Annotated in this window: 11 protein-coding genes; 6 read left to right on the top strand and 5 right to left on the bottom strand. The window is 61.0% G+C overall.

From position 1 onward, the window contains the following. Positions 1-83 precede the first annotated feature (83 nt). On the bottom strand, positions 84-3,023 hold the full coding sequence (gene glnE / locus HU759_RS03225; protein ID WP_186617929.1) for a bifunctional [glutamate--ammonia ligase]-adenylyl-L-tyrosine phosphorylase/[glutamate--ammonia-ligase] adenylyltransferase: 2,940 nt from the start codon (positions 3,021-3,023) through the stop codon (positions 84-86). 383 nt (positions 3,024-3,406) lie between these two features. Here glnE and aceE point away from each other — a divergent pair, with 383 nt between their 5' ends. The 4 genes from aceE (at position 3,407) to msrA (ending at position 11,433) form a co-directional block, all read left to right on the top strand. Beyond that, entirely contained in the window at positions 3,407-6,052 is a 2,646-nt protein-coding gene (gene aceE, locus HU759_RS03220) for a pyruvate dehydrogenase (acetyl-transferring), homodimeric type (RefSeq protein ID WP_017138519.1), read from the top strand. A gap of 11 nt (positions 6,053-6,063) precedes the next feature. Continuing rightward, positions 6,064-7,713: a dihydrolipoyllysine-residue acetyltransferase gene (gene aceF, locus HU759_RS03215; protein WP_099548073.1), complete on the top strand. Its 1,650-nt coding sequence runs from the start codon at positions 6,064-6,066 to the stop codon at positions 7,711-7,713. Between the two features lie 306 nt (positions 7,714-8,019). Further along, on the top strand, positions 8,020-10,713 hold the full coding sequence (locus tag HU759_RS03210; RefSeq protein WP_017138521.1) for a GGDEF and EAL domain-containing protein: 2,694 nt from the start codon (positions 8,020-8,022) through the stop codon (positions 10,711-10,713). 72 nt (positions 10,714-10,785) lie between these two features. Beyond that, on the top strand, positions 10,786-11,433 hold the full coding sequence (gene msrA / locus HU759_RS03205; RefSeq protein WP_017138522.1) for a peptide-methionine (S)-S-oxide reductase MsrA: 648 nt from the start codon (positions 10,786-10,788) through the stop codon (positions 11,431-11,433). 96 nt (positions 11,434-11,529) lie between these two features. On the opposite strand, the gene rlmJ is transcribed toward msrA, so the two are convergent. Continuing rightward, on the bottom strand, positions 11,530-12,366 hold the full coding sequence (gene rlmJ / locus HU759_RS03200) for a 23S rRNA (adenine(2030)-N(6))-methyltransferase RlmJ (RefSeq protein ID WP_017138523.1): 837 nt from the start codon (positions 12,364-12,366) through the stop codon (positions 11,530-11,532). A gap of 250 nt (positions 12,367-12,616) precedes the next feature. Here rlmJ and HU759_RS03195 point away from each other — a divergent pair, with 250 nt between their 5' ends. Further along, positions 12,617-13,894: an O-acetylhomoserine aminocarboxypropyltransferase/cysteine synthase family protein gene (locus HU759_RS03195; RefSeq protein ID WP_170039081.1), complete on the top strand. Its 1,278-nt coding sequence runs from the start codon at positions 12,617-12,619 to the stop codon at positions 13,892-13,894. On the opposite strand, the gene HU759_RS03190 is transcribed toward HU759_RS03195, so the two are convergent. Together HU759_RS03190 and HU759_RS03185 are read right to left on the bottom strand one after the other, a co-directional pair. Next, positions 13,880-14,605, bottom strand: a complete 726-nt coding sequence (locus tag HU759_RS03190) for a DUF4123 domain-containing protein (protein ID WP_170039079.1) — start codon at positions 14,603-14,605, stop codon at positions 13,880-13,882. The genes HU759_RS03195 and HU759_RS03190 overlap by 15 nt on opposite strands. A 15-nt stretch (positions 14,606-14,620) precedes the next feature. Then, positions 14,621-16,633 carry a type VI secretion system tip protein VgrG gene (locus HU759_RS03185; protein WP_170039077.1) on the bottom strand — a complete coding sequence of 671 codons (2,013 nt, stop codon included), beginning with the start codon at positions 16,631-16,633 and terminating at the stop codon, positions 14,621-14,623. A gap of 186 nt (positions 16,634-16,819) precedes the next feature. Here HU759_RS03185 and HU759_RS03180 point away from each other — a divergent pair, with 186 nt between their 5' ends. Then, on the top strand, positions 16,820-17,308 hold the full coding sequence (locus HU759_RS03180) for a DUF2165 domain-containing protein (protein ID WP_099548069.1): 489 nt from the start codon (positions 16,820-16,822) through the stop codon (positions 17,306-17,308). A 139-nt stretch (positions 17,309-17,447) separates the two neighbouring features. On the opposite strand, the gene putP is transcribed toward HU759_RS03180, so the two are convergent. Next, the gene (gene putP, locus HU759_RS03175; RefSeq protein ID WP_017138528.1) at positions 17,448-18,932 is read right to left on the bottom strand and encodes a sodium/proline symporter PutP; all 1,485 of its coding nucleotides are present in this window, start codon (positions 18,930-18,932) and stop codon (positions 17,448-17,450) included. Between the last annotated feature and the right edge of the window lie 51 nt (positions 18,933-18,983).

Raw genomic sequence — 18,983 nt, 5'->3', positions numbered from 1 at the left:
AGGCGTCTGCATCGCGGGCAAGCCCGGCTCCCACACAAAGCTGTGTGTCCACATTAGATTGGCATCCCACATTTAATCGAGTTTCAGCTTAACCCCAGTTCATTCCAGATTCGCTTCACCTGGCGCCGTTCGTCGGCGAACTGATCCCCGGCTACCGTGCCGGCCTCGTTTTGCAAGGCCTGGCGGTGCGCGGCGGAACGGTAGGCCTTATACACCTCCCGCAGCAGATGGGCATCGGCAGCAGGCATCAGCCCGACCTGCTCCAGGCCTTCCAGAATGCGGATATTGTCGGTATAGCGCAGCAACGATGGATGTTGCGCAGACCACGCCAAAGCCGCGTATTGCACCATAAATTCAATATCGACGATACCACCGGCGTCTTGCTTGAGGTCGAACACGGTCGTCGGCTCGAAGGCGTTCGCCCCCGTCCCGGCAGCCGTCGCCTTGGTGCCCAGGTTATCGCGCATCTTGGCGCGCATCTCGCTGACCTCCTGGCGCAGCTTCGCCAAGTCACGTTCACGCCCCAGTACGTTAGCGCGTACCTGCTCGAACGCATGGCCCACATCCTGACTGCCCACCAGTACCCGCGCGCGGATCAGGGCCTGATGTTCCCAAGTCCAGGCTTCATTTTCCTGGTAGCGCTCAAACGCCCCCAACGAGCTGACCAGCAAACCGGAGGCGCCGGAAGGTCGCAGGCGCATGTCCACTTCATACAATTGGCCGGAGTTGGTCTGGGTGGTGAGCAGGTGAATGATCCGCTGGCCCAGACGCGTAAAGAACTGCGCGCCGTCGATGGGTTTGGCGCCATCGGTCTCGGCCTGGGGATCACCGTCGTGGATGAACACCAGGTCAAGGTCCGAGCCATGCCCCAGCTCGATGCCGCCGACTTTCCCGTAACCCACAATGATGAACCCCGGGTCGCACAGGCTGCCGTCCACGCGCTGCGGTGAGCCATGACGGGCGACCGTCTGGCGCCAGGCCAGGGCCAGCACTTGTTCGAGGATAGCTTCGGCGAGCCAGGTCAAATAGTCGCTGACCTTCATCAACGGCAGGCTGCCGGCGATTTCCGAAGCGGCTACACGCAGGCGGTGGGCCAGTTTGAAGTGACGCAAGGCCTCCATCTGTTGTTCAAGGTCATCTTCGGGGATGCGTGTGAGGCGCTCACGCAGCTCAGCGGCGAGCTCCGGCGCCAAAGGTGGCTTGAACAGGCGGCCTTCGTTGAGCAACTCATCGAGCAGCAGCGGGAAGCGCGTGATTTGCTCGGCAATCCACGGGCTGGCGGCGCACAGCGTCAACAAGCGGCGCAGGGCGTCGGGGTTTTCGGTCAGCAGCACCAGGTAAGCAGAACGTCGCGCCACAGCCTCCACCAGCGGCAGCACGCGCTCGAGCACCAGATCCGGGTTGGCGTGCTCGACGGCCTGGGCCAGCAGGCGCGGGATAAAGGCGTCGAGCCGCTCGCGACCGAGGCGCTGCATGGCGCGCAACTGCGGGCTGCCACGCAGGCCAGCCAGGGCTTTGAGGGCTTTGGACGCGTCAGTAAAACCACCCTCGGCCAGTTGGCGACAAGCGGCGTCTTCGTCCTGGGTCTCTTCCCACAACGGTAACCACTCCCCGCCCACCACCAGCTCGCTTTCTTCGCCTTCTTCTTCGTCAGGATCAGCAATCACCTGACGGAAGTGCCAGTCCACCCGGCCACGCCAATACATCAGGCGCTCATGGAACGCGGCCCAGTCGACAAAGCCCAGCATAAAGGCAATGCGCGCCTGATCTTCGGGGCTGTCCGGCAGCATTTGCGTCTGACGGTCGGCAATCGCCTGGATCGCGTGCTCGGTATAGCGCAGGAATTCATAGCCATTGCGCAGTTCGGCGATCACTGCAGGCGGCAAGTAGCCCTGGCCTTCCAGCGTGCCGAGCACCATGAGCAACGGCCGCTGTTGCAGGCTCAGGTCGCGACCACCGTGGATCAACTGGAACGCCTGGGCGATAAACTCCACCTCGCGGATGCCGCCCGAGCCCAGCTTGATATTCTCGGCCATGCCCTTGCGCCGCACTTCCTGCTGGATCAGCTGTTTCATGGTGCGCAATGCTTCAATCGCAGAAAAATCCAGGTAACGGCGGTAAACGAACGGGCGCAGCATATCCAGCAATTGCGCGCCGGCCACCTGGTCGCCGGCCACCACGCGCGCCTTGATCATGGCGTAGCGTTCCCAGTCGCGGCCCTGATCCTGGTAGTACTGCTCCAGCGCATTGAAGCTGAGCACCAACGCACCGGCTGAACCATAGGGCCGCAGGCGCATGTCGACACGGAACACAAAACCATCGACCGTCATGGGGTCGAGCGCCTTGATCAGTTTTTGACCAAGTCGAATGAAAAACTCCTGGTTGTCCAGCGCGCGCTTCACGCCCACCGTCTCGCCGCCTTCGGGGTAAGCGAAGATCAGGTCGATGTCCGATGACAGGTTCAACTCCACCGCGCCGAGCTTGCCCATGCCGAGGATGACCATGTGCTGGGCTTCGCCGCTGCGCCGGCCAGTGGGCGTGCCGAACTGTACGCAGTGGCGCTGGTACAGCCACTGGTAAGCCTGGTCGATGCTGGCGTCGGCCATGTCGGAAAGGTCGCGACAGGTTTGCACCAGGTCCGCCTGTCGGGTCAGGTCGCGCCAGATAATGCGCACTTGCTGACGCGTGCGTTGGCGGCGCAGCACCCGGCCCAACTCATCTTCTGTTTCGGCCTGTTGCACGGCACCGGCGATCTGACTGCACAGCTCACCGGGCGCAAAGCCGCGGTCCAGCTCGCCCCAGGCCACCAGTTCAAGCAACATCAAAGGGTCACGAACACTCTGTTCAATGACGAAATCACTGGCGGCGCACACCCGGGCAAAGTCGGCCCACCGTTGCGGCGTCCACGCAGAAAGTCCATGATCGGCGTCCAGCGCGGCCACTGCGTCACGAAATGACTGCTCGGCCCGCTGGGCAAAAGGCAAGAGAATGGCCGGCAGTTCGGCCAGCGTTGGAAGGCTCATGGTCTATCCTTGATCGGCGCGCGAAAGGCATGTGGTTGTGAAGGCAAGAACCACGCTTGGTGAAGGACTGTCGAACAAAGGTTAGAAATAGCTGAAATTAATTTCATCTTGGCAGCCAGCATCAAACTTTCACCTTTTCTTGTTCGCAAATGATCAACAATAACGATTATGCTCACCAGCCGGACCGAGCCATACGCTCAGTCTTGTGTAGTTTTACTACTCGTATATACATTCGAAAGGCTGAAATGGCCGACGATTTGTAGTAAAACTACAGGACGCCGAAGCAACCTTCGGCCATCCAAGAATTTATGTCGTCTGCCCACAAGGCCAGTCGCAAACTTCAGGCAACCGATTCTGGTAGCCTTTCCGCCCTGGAGCAAGCCATGCAAGACCTCGATCCCGTCGAAACCCAGGAATGGCTGGACGCCCTGGAATCGGTTCTCGACAAAGAAGGCGAAGACCGTGCTCATTATTTGATGACCCGTATGGGCGAACTCGCGACCCGCAGCGGCTCGCAATTGCCTTACGCCATCACCACGCCATACCGCAACACCATCCCCGTTACCCACGAAGCACGCATGCCTGGCGACCTGTTCATGGAACGCCGCATTCGCTCGCTGGTACGTTGGAACGCCATGGCGATGGTAATGCGCACGAACTTGAAAGATTCTGACCTGGGCGGTCACATCTCCAGCTTCGCTTCCAGCGCAACCCTGTATGACATCGGCTTCAACTACTTCTTCCAGGCCCCGACCGACGAACACGGCGGCGACCTGATCTACTTCCAGGGCCACACCTCGCCAGGCGTCTATGCCCGTGCGTTCATGGAAGGCCGCATCACCGAAGAACACATGAACAACTTCCGCCAGGAAGTGGACGGTAACGGCCTGTCGTCGTACCCGCACCCTTGGCTGATGCCTGATTTCTGGCAGTTCCCGACAGTATCCATGGGCCTTGGCCCGATCCAGGCGATCTACCAGGCACGCTTCATGAAGTACCTGGAAGCCCGTGGCTTCATCCCTGAAGGCAAGCAGAAAGTCTGGTGCTTCCTGGGCGACGGCGAGTGTGACGAGCCGGAATCCCTGGGCGCTATCTCCCTGGCTGGCCGCGAGAAGCTCGACAACCTGATCTTCGTCATCAACTGCAACCTGCAGCGCCTCGACGGCCCGGTTCGCGGCAACGGCAAGATCATCCAGGAACTCGAAGGCGTGTTCCGCGGTGCTCAGTGGAACGTGACCAAAGTCATCTGGGGCCGTTTCTGGGACCCACTGCTGGCCAAGGACGTCGACGGTATCCTGCAACGTCGCATGGACGAAGTCATCGACGGCGAGTACCAGAACTACAAAGCCAAAGACGGCGCGTTCGTACGTGAACACTTCTTCAACACGCCTGAACTCAAGGCAATGGTTGCAGACCTGTCCGACGACGAAATCTGGAAACTCAACCGTGGCGGCCACGACCCGTACAAGGTCTACGCGGCGTACCACGAAGCGGTCAACCACAAAGAACAACCTACCGTCATCCTGGCCAAGACCATCAAAGGTTATGGCACCGGTGCCGGCGAAGCGAAGAACACTGCGCACAACACCAAGAAAGTTGATGTTGAAAGCCTGAAGCTGTTCCGCGATCGCTTCGACATCCCGGTCAAGGATGAAGAGCTGGAAAACCTGCCGTTCTTCAAGCCGGAGCCAAACAGCGCCGAAGCCCGCTACCTCAGCGAGCGTCGCACTGCACTGGGCGGTTTCGTGCCACAGCGCCGCGCCAAGTCTTTCGACATCCCGACTCCGCCACTCGATACCCTCAAGGCTATCCTGGACGGCTCGGGCGACCGTGAAATCTCCACCACCATGGCTTTCGTGCGCATCCTGGCGCAGCTGGTCAAGGACAAGGAAATCGGTTCGCGTATCGTCCCGATCATCCCGGACGAAGCCCGTACCTTCGGTATGGAAGGCATGTTCCGTCAGTTGGGCATCTACTCCTCCGTCGGCCAGCTCTACGAGCCAGTCGATAAAGACCAGGTGATGTTCTACAAGGAAGACAAGAAGGGCCAGATCCTCGAAGAAGGCATCAACGAAGCGGGCGCCATGAGTTCCTTCATCGCTGCCGGTACTTCGTACTCCAGCCACAACCAGCCGATGCTGCCGTTCTACATCTTCTACTCGATGTTCGGCTTCCAGCGTATCGGCGACCTGGCGTGGGCAGCAGGCGACAGCCGTACCCGTGGCTTCCTGATCGGCGGCACCGCCGGCCGGACCACGCTGAACGGCGAAGGCCTGCAACACGAAGACGGTCACAGCCACATCCTGGCTGCCACCATCCCGAACTGCCGCACCTTTGATCCAACCTACGGCTATGAGCTGGCGGTGATCATCCAGGACGGCATGAAGAAGATGACCGAAGAGCAGCAGGACGTTTTCTACTACATTACTGTGATGAACGAGTCCTACCAGCAGCCAGCCATGCCGGCCGGTGTTGAGGAAGGCATCATCAAGGGCATGTACCTGCTCGAAGAAGACACCAAGGAAGCGGCGCACCACGTGCAGCTGATGGGCTCCGGCACCATCCTGCGTGAAGTGCGTGAAGCGGCGAAGATCCTGCGTGAAGAGTTCAACGTCGGCGCTGACGTGTGGAGCGTTACCAGCTTCAACGAACTGCGTCGCGACGGCCTGGCAGTCGAGCGCAACAACCGCCTGCACCCAGGTCAGAAACCAGCCAAGAGCTACGTCGAAGAGTGCCTGGCCGGCCGTAAAGGTCCAGTCATTGCCTCTACCGACTACATGAAGCTGTTTGCTGAACAGATTCGCCAGTGGGTCCCGTCCAAGGAATTCAAAGTCCTGGGCACCGACGGTTTCGGCCGCAGTGACAGCCGCAAAAAGCTGCGTCACTTCTTCGAAGTTGACCGTCACTTCGTGGTGTTGGCAGCCCTGGAAGCCTTGGCTGACCGTGGTGAGATCGAACCTAAGGTGGTGGCTGACGCTATCGTCAAGTTCGGGATCAACCCGGAAAAACGCAACCCACTGGACTGCTGAGGAGATTTTTTGTGAGCGAACTCATTCGCGTACCTGACATCGGCAGCGGTGAAGGTGAAGTAATCGAGCTGTTTGTGAAGGTCGGCGACACCGTCGAAGCCGACCAGAGCATCCTGACCCTGGAGTCGGACAAGGCGAGCATGGAAATCCCTGCTCCCAAGGCCGGCGTGGTCAAGAGCCTGAAAGTGAAGCTGGGCGACCGCCTGAAAGAAGGCGACGAACTGCTGGAACTGGAAATCGAAGGCGCCGCTGATGCGGCCCCTGCGCCAGCCCCGGCTGCCGCTGCTGCACCCGCACCTGCCGCTGAAAAACCTGCTGCTGCCGAGGCCCCTGCGGCCCCGGCTGCTGCTCCGGCCGCTGCCACTGTCCAGGACATTCATGTTCCGGACATCGGCTCGTCGGGCAAGGCCAAGATCATCGAGCTGCTGGTCAAGGTCGGCGACACCGTCGAAGCCGACCAGTCGCTGATCACCCTGGAGTCCGACAAGGCCTCCATGGAAATCCCATCGCCGGCTGCCGGCGTAGTGGAAAGCATCGCGGTCAAGCTGGAAGACGAAGTCGGCACTGGCGACTTCATCCTCAAGCTCAAAGTACAAGGCGCTGCACCTGCTGCTGCGCCAGCACCGGCTGCTGCTCCGGCTGCCAAGGCTGAAGCTGCTCCGGCGGCTGCCGCTCCTGCACCTGCTGCAAAAGCCGAGGCCGCACCGGCTCCGGCGGCTGCGCCTGCACCTGCGCCAAGCGGTGCCAAGGTTCACGCCGGCCCTGCCGTGCGTCAGCTGGCCCGTGAGTTCGGCGTTGAGCTCAACGCTGTGTCGGCCACCGGCCCGCACGGTCGTGTGCTCAAAGAAGACGTGCAGGTGTACGTCAAAGCCATGATGCAGAAAGCCAAGGAAGCTCCGGCTGCCGGCGCTGCTACGGGCGGCTCGGGCATTCCACCGATCCCGGTCGTGGACTTCAGCCGCTTCGGCGAAACCGAAGAAGTGCCGATGACCCGCCTGATGCAAATCGGCGCGTCGAGCCTGCACCGCAGCTGGCTGAACATCCCGCACGTGACTCAGTTCGACCAGGCCGATATCACCGACCTGGAAGCGTTCCGCGTTGCGCAGAAAGCCGTGGCCGAAAAAGCCGGTGTGAAACTGACCGTGCTGCCACTGTTGCTCAAGGCGTGCGCGCACCTGCTCAAGGAGCTGCCGGACTTCAACAGTTCGCTGGCACCAAGCGGCAAGGCGATCATTCGCAAGAAGTACGTGAACGTAGGTTTCGCCGTGGATACCCCGGACGGCCTGCTGGTTCCTGTGATCAAGAACGTTGATCAGAAGAGCCTGCTGCAACTCGCCGCTGAAGCTGCTGCGCTGGCTGCCAAGGCCCGCGACAAGAAGCTCACCGCCGATGACATGCAAGGCGCTTGCTTCACGATCTCCAGCCTCGGTCACATTGGCGGTACTGGCTTCACGCCAATCGTCAACGCGCCGGAAGTGGCGATCCTGGGTGTGTCCAAGGCCACTATCCAGCCTGTGTGGGACGGTAAAGCGTTCCAGCCGAAGCTGATGCTGCCGCTGTCGTTGTCCTACGATCACCGTGTGATCAACGGCGCTGCTGCTGCCCGCTTCACGCAGCGTCTGAGCCAACTGCTCAACGACATCCGCACCATCTTGCTATAAGCCTCAAACGGGCCTCCCTGTCACCGGGGAGGCCTGGCACTACCGATTTCCGAGCGCCACGCTCGTACCTCAACCCCGCCACTTGGCGGGGCTTTTTTTGGGTGTCTGTTGAACACGCAAAACAGGTTTGTACACCTTCCATCACCCCGATTGCAGAAATCCCCCACGCGGCCGATAACAGGGTTATAGCACTTAGCCTTCATCCTCTCTTGTCAGTGCGTGCTGCATGATGCAACCTTGCCGCAGGTGACAGTAAAGAGGGCGTGAGCCCGGCGCCGTGCGCATCTTCCCAAGCGAGTTTCCCCCATGAAAAGCCAACCCGATGTCGCCCGTATGGCGGCCGAGGTAGTGACGCAATTACCGGTGCCTTCGCGCCTCGGTATGCTGCGTTTCGAGCGGCTTAATGAGGCAAGCTGGGCGCTGCTGTACCTGGACCCCAATTGCGAGCGCCAATTCGGCCTGCCGGCGGTGGAACTGTGCGCCTTGATCGGCACCCCCTACGCCAGCCTGATGGAACCCCAGGCGCGCTATCAACTGCACGACACCATCCAGCAGCAGTTGGCCCATAGCCCGCATTACCTGGTGCGCTACACCCTGCACACCAACGATGGGCCATTGAGCCTGCTGGAGATGGGCGAGGCGTATAAACAACACAATCGCCACCTGTTGCGCGGCTACCTGATGGTGGTCGACGGCCTGTTCAGCGAAATCCCCACCGCCGCCCCGACCGCCGACCTGGAAAACCAGAACAGCCGCCTGCAGATTGCCCTGGAACTCAACCAGCGTGCCCAGCAGGAACAGCTGCAGCACCTTGAACGGGTACGCGCCCAACAGGAGCTGATCCTGCTGCTGGCGCGCCAGCGCTACACCACGCCGAATTCGCTGCAAGAAGCCGCCGAGCTGATCACCCGCAGTGCCTGCGATATCTACCAGATCGACTGCGCCAGCATCTGGAACCTCGAAGGCCAGCGCCTGGTGCCGATCTCGGCCTACCACCGCGAAGACCAGCAGCACCACTTGCCCGAAGCGATTGACGCCAGCAACTTCCCGGATTACCTGGAAGCCCTGCATTCGAGCCGTGCCATCGACGCCACCCACGCGATGCGTGACCCGCGCACCCGGGAAATGGCCGAGAGCCTGCGCGCCAAGGACGTCCACGCCATGCTCGACGCCAGCATCCGCGTAGATGGTCAGGTCGTCGGTGTGTTGTGCCTGGAGCAAAGTGGCAGCTCGCGTGCCTGGCAGTCGGATGAGATCGCCTTTGCCGGCGAGCTGGCGGACCAGTTCGCGCAAGTGATCAATAACCACAACCGCCGCACCGCCACCAGCGCCTTGCACCTGTTCCAGCGCGCGGTGGAACAAAGCGCCAACGCCTTTCTGCTGGTCAATTGCGACGGCGTGGTGGAGTACGTCAACCCAAGCTTTACCGCGATCACCCAGTACAGTGCCGAAGAAGTCCACGGCCACCGCCTGGCACAGTTGCCGGCCCTGGAAAACCTCAGCGAACTGCTGTTCGACGCGCCGTCGAGCCTGGCCAAGAGCAACAGCTGGCAGGGTGAATTCAAGAGCCGGCGCAAAAACCTGGAACCCTATTGGGGCCAGCTGTCGATCTCCAAGGTGTATGGCGACAACCGTGAGTTGACCCACTACATCGGCATCTACGAAGACATCACCCAGACCAAGCTCGCGCAGCAGCGTATCGAGCGCCTGGCCTACACCGATAACCTGACCAACCTGGGCAACCGCCCGGCGTTTATTCGCAACCTTGATGAACGCTTCGCCCGCGACAGCGACAGCCCGATCAGCCTGCTGCTGGTGGACATCGACAACTTCAAGCGCATCAACGACAGCCTCGGTCACCAGACCGGTGACAAACTGCTGATCAGCCTGGCCCGGCGCCTGCGCAACAGCCTGAGTGCCGGTGGCAGCCTGGCGCGTTTTGCCAGTAACGAGTTTGCGGTGTTGCTGGACGATACCGACCTTGAGACCGGCCAACAGGTGGCCAGCCAATTGCTGACCACCCTCGACAAGCCGATGTTTGTCGACAACCAGTTGATCAGCGTCACCGGCTCCGTGGGCCTGGCCTGTGCACCGCTGCACGGCCGCGACCCACAGACCCTGATGCGTAACGCCGGTTTGGCCCTGCACAAGGCCAAGGCCAACGGCAAACATCAGGTGCAGGTCTTCACCGAGGCCCTGAACGCCGAGGCCAGTTACAAGCTGTTCGTGGAAAACAACCTGCGCCGCGCCCTGACCCAAAACGAGCTGGACGTGTTCTACCAGCCCAAACTGTGCCTGCGCAGCGGCCGCTTGCTGGGCATGGAAGCGCTGCTGCGCTGGAATCACCCGGAAAAGGGCATGATCCGCCCGGACCAGTTCATCAGCGTGGCCGAAGAAACCGGGTTGATCATCCCCATCGGCAAATGGATCGCGCGCCAGGCCTGCCGCATGAGCAAGCAGTTGAGCGCAGGCGGCATGGGCAATCTGCAGGTGGCGATCAACCTGTCGCCCAAGCAGTTCTCCGACCCGGACCTGGTGGCGTCGATCGCCACCATCCTCAAGGAAGAACAACTGCCGGCCAACCTGCTGGAGCTGGAGTTGACCGAAGGCTTGCTGCTCGAAGCCACCGAAGACACGCGCCTTCAACTCGACCAGCTCAAGAGCTTCGGCCTGACCCTGGCCATGGACGACTTCGGCACCGGCTACTCGTCGCTGAGCTACCTGAAAAAATTCCCCATCGACATCATCAAGATCGATCGCAGCTTTATCCACGAAATCCCGGACAACCAGGACGACATGGAGATCACCTCGGCGGTCATCGCCATGGCCCATAACCTCAAGCTCAAGGTAGTGGCCGAGGGCATCGAGACGGCCGAACAGCTGGCGTTCCTGCGCCGCCATCGCTGCGATGTGGGCCAGGGCTACCTGTTCGACCGGCCGATCCCCGGCGCAGAGCTGTTGGAAAAGCTTAAACGCTATCCGCGCGGGCCAATCGCCTGACAGCGCTGTAACACTCGGGCACACTGGCTGTCTGTCTTAATACATAACTCAATCTGACTGAGAGGACTGATCATGGTCTTGCGCTCGGAAATTCTGGTGAACAAAAACGTGCTGCCGACTCAAGAACAAGCTTTGCCTGGCCGTGAAACGCCGATGAACCTGCCCGAAACCCACTTCGTCAACGGCAACCCGCTGCTTGGCCCCTTTGTCGACAACGTAGAGTTTGCGATCTTCGGCCTCGGTTGCTTCTGGGGTGCCGAACGGCGGTTCTGGCAGCGCGACGGCGTGGTCAGCACCGTGGTCGGTTACGCCGGTGGCTACACGCCGAACCCGACCTACGAAGAAGTCTGCTCGGGCCTGACCGGCCACAGCGAGGTGGTACTGGTTGTGTTTGACCAGGACAAGATCAGCTATGAAGAACTGCTGAAAATGTTCTGGGAGTTGCACAACCCCACCCAGGGCATGCGCCAGGGCAACGACATCGGCACCCAATACCGCTCGGTGATCTACGCGGTGAAACCTGAGCATCTGGAAGCGGCCAAGGCCAGCGCCGATGCCTATCAGGCTGAATTGAACAAGGCGGGCCTGGGTGTGATCACGACTGAAATCGAACAAGCCCCGACGGTGTATTTCGCCGAGGCGTACCACCAGCAGTACCTGGCGAAGAATCCGCAAGGCTATTGCGGCATCGGCGGTACCGGCGTGACCTGCCCTATCTGACGCCAAAAGCATCGCGGGCAAGCCCGCTCCCACCTTGGAATGCATTCCAAATGTGGGAGCGGGCTTGCCCGCGATAGCGTTCCGACAGGCGACTCATTACTCAGCGATGAGCCAATCCATCTGCCACCCACCCTGGGTCTGACCAAGTTTCTTGGACAGCCACGGCAGCAGCTCACGAAGCTCCTCCTCCAGCCCCCACGGCGGGTTGGCAATCGCCAGGCCCGAGCCGGTCAGGGTGTTGGGCGTGTCCAACGGATGCACCAGCAATTCCACACGCAGCAGCTTCGGCGCGCCGGTGCCGGCCAGGTCCTGATAGAAACGCCGCAGCATGCGCTGGTCCTTCACCGGGTACCAGATCGCCGCGACGGTCTGGCGCATGCGGCTGACCGCTTCCTTGAGGGACGCCGCGCAGCGCTGCATCTCATCAAGTTGTTCAAACGGGGGATCGATCAGCATCAACGCGCGTTTTTCCGGCACTGGCAGCAAAGCACGTGGCACATGCCAGCCTTCGCCCAAGTGCACTTTGACCCGGCGATCGCCTTTCATGTTGTCCTTGAGCAGCACGCCGTCTTCCGGGTGCTTCTCATTAAGCAATACACGGTCCTGGGGCCGCGTGAGGCGGCGCGCCAGCTCCGGCGAGCCTGGGTAGTAGCGCAGCTGGCCGTCCGGGTTCATCTCGTGCAGCACACGCATGTAGTCGGCGGTGAGTGGCGGCAGGTCGCTTTCGCCCCACAGGCGCGCAATGCCTTCCAGGTATTCGCCGGTGCGGTTGGCCTGGTCGCCCTGCAAGTCGTACAGGCCAATCCCGGCGTGGGTGTCGAGGTAGGCGAACGGCTGCTCCTTGCGCGACATCAGGGCGATGAGGCGGGTCAAGGTCAGGTGTTTGAAGACATCGGCGTGGTTGCCGGCGTGAAAGGCGTGACGATAATTCATGGTTGCTCCTGCGCAGGGGGCGAAGTTTACCTTCTACGGCGGCAAAGGTGCAGGGCTGCGTGTCGGGCGGTGCTTATGTCGCAAAGGCAGGCGCACTGCCGAAAACAATCTATGGCTGCTGTGGGAGCTGGCTTGCCTGCGATGGCATCACCGCGGTATTACCCATACACCGCGGTGCTGGCATCGCAGGCAAGCCAGCCCCCACATTGCTTGGGGGCAACCCTGGAATCCAAGGAGGTCAACCCGCATCATGAAAGACGCCACCATTGCATTGCACCACGGCTTCAAGTCGGACCCGACCACCAAGGCCGTCGCCGTGCCGATCTACCAGAACGTCGCCTTCGAGTTCGATAATGCCCAGCATGGCGCCGACCTGTTCAATCTGGACGTGCCCGGCAACATCTACACACGCATCATGAACCCTACCAACGACGTGCTGGAGCAGCGCATTGCCGCCCTTGAAGGCGGTATCGCCGCCCTGGCCGTGTCGGCCGGTAGCGCGGCAATCCACTATGCAATCCAGACCCTGACCCGTGCGGGCGACAATATCGTCACCACGCCCCAGCTTTACGGCGGCACCTACACCTTGTTCGCCCACCTGCTGCCAAGCTTTGGCGTCGACGTGCGCTTCGCCCGCGACGACTCTGCCCAGGCCATCGCCGACTTGATCGACGACAACACCAAGCTGGTCTACTGCGAAAGCATCGGCAACCCGGCAGGCAATATTATCGACATTGAAGCCCTGGCCGATGTCGCCCATGCGCGCGGCGTACCGCTGATGGTGGATAACACCGTGGCCACGCCGATCCTGTGCAAGCCGATTCAGTTCGGCGCCGACATCGTGGTGCACTCGGTCACCAAATACGTGGGCGGCCATGGCAACTCCCTGGGCGGTGTGATCGTCGACAGCGGCACCTTCCCCTGGACCCAATACCCGGAAAAATTCCCCGGCCTCAACCAACCGGAGCCGGCCTACCACGGGGTGGTCTACACGGAAAAGTTCGGCCCCGCCGCCTTCATTGCCCGCGCCCGCACTGTGCCGTTGCGCAACACCGGGGCTGCGCTGGCGCCGATGAATGCATTTCTGTTGCTGCAAGGCCTGGAAACCCTGGCCTTGCGCATGGAGCGCCATACCGAAAACGCGCTGAAGGTTGCGCAGTTCCTGCAAGGCCACGCCGAGGTGGAGTGGGTCAGCTACGCCGGGCTGCCGGACCACCCGCACCACGCCTTGGCGCAGAAATACATGCAGGGCAAACCCTCGGCGATCCTGTCATTCGGCTTGAAGGGCGGCTATGACGCGGGCGTGCGTTTCTACGATGCCCTGCAAATCTTCAAGCGGTTGGTGAATATTGGCGATGCCAAATCCCTGGCCTGCCACCCCGCGTCCACCACTCACCGGCAGATGAACGAGCAGGAACAGGCCAAGGCCGGCGTGAAGCCGGAGATGATTCGCCTGTCGGTCGGCATCGAGGCGATTGAAGACTTGATCGAGGACCTGCAGCAGGCCCTGGCTTCAACTCAACTCTGAAGCCAGATAATCCGCCAGCGCTTGAGGGCTGACGTCGGGCCTGCGCGAAAAGTAGGCGACCTTGTGCCGCAAGGTCGCAGGCCTGAACGCGGTGTAGAGGTCCGGGCGCTGCTCTTCGAGCCATTGCAGCAGGTTGCCGATCAGCACCTGCGGCGATCGCTCTGCCAAGTGCTCAAGCAGCGACGCAGGCACTTGCCACCATGGGCTGGCCTTGGCCGCCGTGGCCGGGCTGGTGCTGACGGCCAGCGGCTGGCCATTGATCAGGTAGCGCTGAAACACCGGCAACACGCGTGCGGCCTCATCGCCGAGCTTCTGCAGAATGGGCAGCCACTGAGCGCCATCCCAAAAGCGTAAAAACACCGCCTGCTCATCCGGCAACCACACTTTGGTCAGGCCTTGCAGGTGCGCAGCCACCGTCTCCGGCGGGCTGGACGAGACCGCGAGCCAACCCCAGTCCGTTGCCTCGGCGCTGGCGACCCAATCAAGGAAGGCACTGCCCGGCTCAACAATGCCCACATAAGGCATGACGTCGACCCATTCGGCGTAAGCCGTACCGGCCCATATCGAATGCGGCAATTTCCTCGGTGCCAGGGTTTGCCATGCATTAAGCGGCCTGGCTTCGCTGGCGCTGCCCAACACTGCGTAGAGGCGCTCCTCGGGTTGTAGTGGCCACTGTGCGAGCCAGGCGCTGGGAACCATGGACTGAGACATCGGGATAAATTCCATTTAAGGGTGAGAGTGTCCGGGAATATCACACTGGCCGTTCTTGCAGCGCTCACACTCCTCGCAAAACGGCGCACTGCGCTTGAGGCTGGCAACCTGTACGCCACTGAGTGGTGCAGCAACAGCCGCTGACAACTTTGCGGTGACACCCGGCATCAGCGGCATCGGCACAGCAGCGGGCGCACCGCCAACCTGGATCGGCACACTGCTGAAAATTCCGGCGGCCGACAGCGTGATCGATTGCCCTCCGGCCTGGATTGTCACGCTGGCGCCCGCATCGATGACCACGCTTTGCCCGGCGCCGATCTGGATGGTCCGCCCGGCCCGCACCTGCTGCGAGCCAGCGACGACCAGATGATCATCCTGCTTGAGTTCCGCGAGGCGATTGCCATGGGTGATGCGCTGCTCTTCACCCAGCAGCTCATGGTGGGATTCGCCACCCACCTTGAGCCGACGCTGGTTATCCACCTGGACGTGTTGGTCATGCAAGACGTGCTGGGTCCAGTCGCGCTGGGCACGCAGGTAAATCTCCTCGGCGCCTTTGCGATCCTCAATGCGCAACTCGTTGTAACCGCCGCCGCCCGGAGTGCTTTGGCTTCGGAACAGGCTGCGGGTCTTTTCCGCCGGCAGGTCAAGGGGCAACAGATTCGCCGCGTTGGGCAGGCAGCCCATCACCAGCGGCATATCCACGTCGCCATTGACGAAGCCCACCAGCACCTCCATGCCGACCCGCGGGATCAGCACCGCACCGTAACGGTCGTGAGCCCAGCCGCTGGCTACCCGCAGCCAGCAACTGGAGTACTCGTTGTGTCCGCCGTCGCGATCCCAGGCCATCTGCACTTTGACGCGACCGTATTCGTCGCAATGGACCTCAGCGTCGGCAGGCCCGGTGACCACTGCGTTCTGGTAGCCCGATATTTGCGGGCGGGACATGATCAGCGGCGTTCGAAACGGCACATCCCAAGGTGTGACGACAAACTCATTGTGGTAGCCGGGGGAGACGCCATCGTCATAAGTGTCAGGCGCAGATTCCTCAAGGACCTGAGGCTGTTGCCCTGAATGGTACAACCGGGTAACCAACCACAAATTATTCCATTCCGGACGAGGGTGCCCGGTCATCTTCAGGAACTGCCCAGTGGACAAGGCCGGCTGGTCACCACTACCGCTGGCTTGGCGAAAGTCACTGCGATGACGCTCAAGCACCCGTTGCGCCAAGTACTTGCCATGGGTTCGATCAGTGAAGTGCCCAGGGTAGTACTGCTCATTCAGCACAGGCTGTTGCCCGCTGGATGCCGCGCTTTCCAGGACCAGACCGGGCTTTTTGAAATCATAATCGCGCACGCTTACGCCGGTGGTGCGGGTCTCCAACCGCAGGATGAAGTGCTTGATCGCAGGGGCCCCGGCCACCATGGCGGAACCGGCCGAGTAGGGAGTGGCTTGGTCTGGCTGGGTGAACACGCTTTGGTCATCGCCAAACACCAACAGATGGCGTTCGGGGCTGTGCTGGAAGTGATAGTGAATGCCCGACTCCACGCACAAGCGCTGAATGAACGCCAGATCGGTTTCGCCGAACTGAACACAGTACTCACGCTCGGGGTATTGCCCACTCAGCTGAAACGCAAAGGCATCACCCTGGATACCCTGTGCCTCCAGTGCCAGCGCAATGATCTGCGGCACGGTTTTTTTCTGAAAGATCCGCTGGTGCGTGCTGTGTTCCAGGTAAGCCAACTGCGGCACCAGGGTGATCTGGTAACGGGTCAGGCGCTTGCCGGAATCGCCTTGCGCCACCCGGTACACCTGGCCATGAACGCCGTGTCCTTGCGCATCAAACCCCAGGAACGCCTGACGGTGCAGGAGGCTATCGAGGTCCAGGTCGGGTTGTTCGCTCACCAACTCAAGGTCAAAACGAAAAGGCAGGCTGATAAATTCATCACCCGAAAACCCTCGAACCTTGAGTTCACTGGGCTGCCCATCAAGGGTCAGGTTAAAGGCACTTTGATTGGCAAGAGCAAACATCCGGTGTCTCTCCGCAAGGGGTGGGCGAGCGATTCTGCACCAGCTTTTCACCCACCAGAGCACACCACAGACAAATCAGTAAGCTCCTACACCCTGGGTGCCGGATTCTTCATGTATCTGGCGTCGAAGGCACGCCAAGGCCGTGCTAGCGTAATAGCTCCTCCTCACCGGATCACTGGAAAAAGCATGGCCACCCGCTACGCAAAAATCATCCTGACCCTGGCCCTCGCCGCCTTCGCCACCCTGGTTGCGTTCAACAACATCACGGACTACGGCTCCAACTTCGCCTTCGTCCAACATGTGTTGAGCATGGACACCACCTTCCCGAACAACGCCGCCATGTATCGGGCAATCACGACGCCGTGGATGTGGCACGCGGCCTACGTGCTGATCATTCTCGGCGAGGCGCTCACCGCTGTACTGCTGGCGCGGGGCGCGCTATCGCTATGGCGCGCGCGGCATGCAGGCGGGAGCGAATTCAACCGCGCCAAGGCAGGTGCAACAGCCGGCCTGACCCTCGGCTTTGTGGTGTGGTTTTTTGGCTTTATGGTGGTCGGCGGTGAATGGTTTCTGATGTGGCAGTCCCATCAGTGGAACGGCCAGGAAGCGGCATTCAAGTTCTACATGGCGATCCTGGGCGTGCTGATTTTTCTCAATCAGCCGGATGCTGGCTGAACTGGCAGCGGGACGCGGAGCGTCCGGGGTGGCATTCCCACGCGGAGCATGGGAACGATCAAAACGATCAAAAAAAGGCCCGCTATCCTAAGGATGCGGGCCTTTTTTCTAACGCAATTGGCGCTTACCGCCCACCGAGTTACTTGTTGAGGTTGTAGTCTTTTTCCGCTGCATCAAAACGCTCGACCATACCCGCAGTCGGTGCGCCCATCTTGCTCACGAAATAGATCGCCAGGCTGGCGAAGATAAAGCCCGGGATGATTTCGTACAGGCCCAGCAGATTGAAGTGCTTCCACACGATCACGGTGATCGCGCCGACCAGAATACCGGCCAGTGCGCCGTTACGGGTCATGCCTTTCCAGATCACCGAGATCAGCACCACAGGGCCGAACGCAGCGCCGAAGCCTGCCCAGGCGTAGCTCACCAGGCCCAGTACGCGGTTGTCCGGGTTGGCGGCCATGGCGATGGCGATCAGGGCCACCAACAGCACCATCGCGCGACCCACCCACACCAGCTCAACCTGGGAGGCGTTTTTGCGCAGGAAGGTTTTGTAGAAGTCTTCGGTCAGCGCGCTGGAGCACACCAACAGTTGGCAGCTCAGGGTGCTCATCACCGCCGCCAGGATGGCCGACAGCAGCACGCCCGCGATCCATGGGTTGAACAGCAGCTTGGCCAGCTCGATAAACACACGCTCGTGGTTCTCGGTGACAGGACCGGCCACTTCCGGGTGCGCGGAGAAGTAAGCAATACCGAAGAAGCCCACCGCCACGGTGCCGGCGAGGCACAGGATCATCCAGGTCATGGAGATGCGACGCGCCTTGGCGATCGACTTCACCGAATCCGCCGCCATGAAACGCGCGAGGATATGCGGCTGGCCGAAGTAACCCAGGCCCCAGCCCATCAGCGAGATGATGCCGATGAAACTGGTGTTTTTGAGCATGTTGAAGTTGTCGGGGTTCTTGGCTTCGATCGCCAGGAACGTGGTGTCGACACCACCGGTGGCCAGCAGCACGATGATTGGCGTGAGGATCAGCGCGAAGATCATCAGCGTAGCTTGCACAGTGTCGGTCCAGCTGACCGCCAGGAAGCCACCCACGAAGGTGTAGGCGATGGTCGCCGCAGCACCGGCCCACAGCGCGGTCTCGTAGGACATGCCGAAGGTGCTTTCAAACAGACGGGCGCCCGCCACGATGCCGGACGCGCAGTAGATGGTGAAGAACACCAGGATCACTACCGCAGAGATGATCCGCAGCAGGCCGCTTTTATCTTCGAAACGGCTGGAGAAGTAATCCGGCAGCGTCAGGGCGTCGCCGTTGTGCTCGGTCTGCACCCGCAGGCGACCGGCCACGAACAGCCAGTTGAGGTAGGCACCGACGATCAGGCCGATGGCAATCCAGCTTTCCGACAGGCCGGACATGTAGATCGCGCCCGGCAAGCCCATCAGCAACCAGCCGCTCATGTCCGAGGCACCGGCCGACAAGGCCGTGACCACGCTACCGAGGCTGCGACCGCCGAGGATGTAATCAGAAAGGTTGTTGGTGGAGCGATAGGCCATGAAGCCGATCAGCACCATTGCTGCGATGTAGATCACGAATGTGATCAGGGTTGGATTGCTAACGCTCATAGGAGTGACGCCCTGGCTTTGTTTTTATGTAGCAGCGGTCTGGCAGACGGC

The sequence above is a fragment of the Pseudomonas sp. OE 28.3 genome (genome assembly GCF_014268205.2).
Classification (GTDB): domain Bacteria; phylum Pseudomonadota; class Gammaproteobacteria; order Pseudomonadales; family Pseudomonadaceae; genus Aquipseudomonas; species Aquipseudomonas edaphica.
Note: the sequence above shows the minus strand (reverse complement) of the source record. Positions and strands in the feature narration are given on the sequence as shown.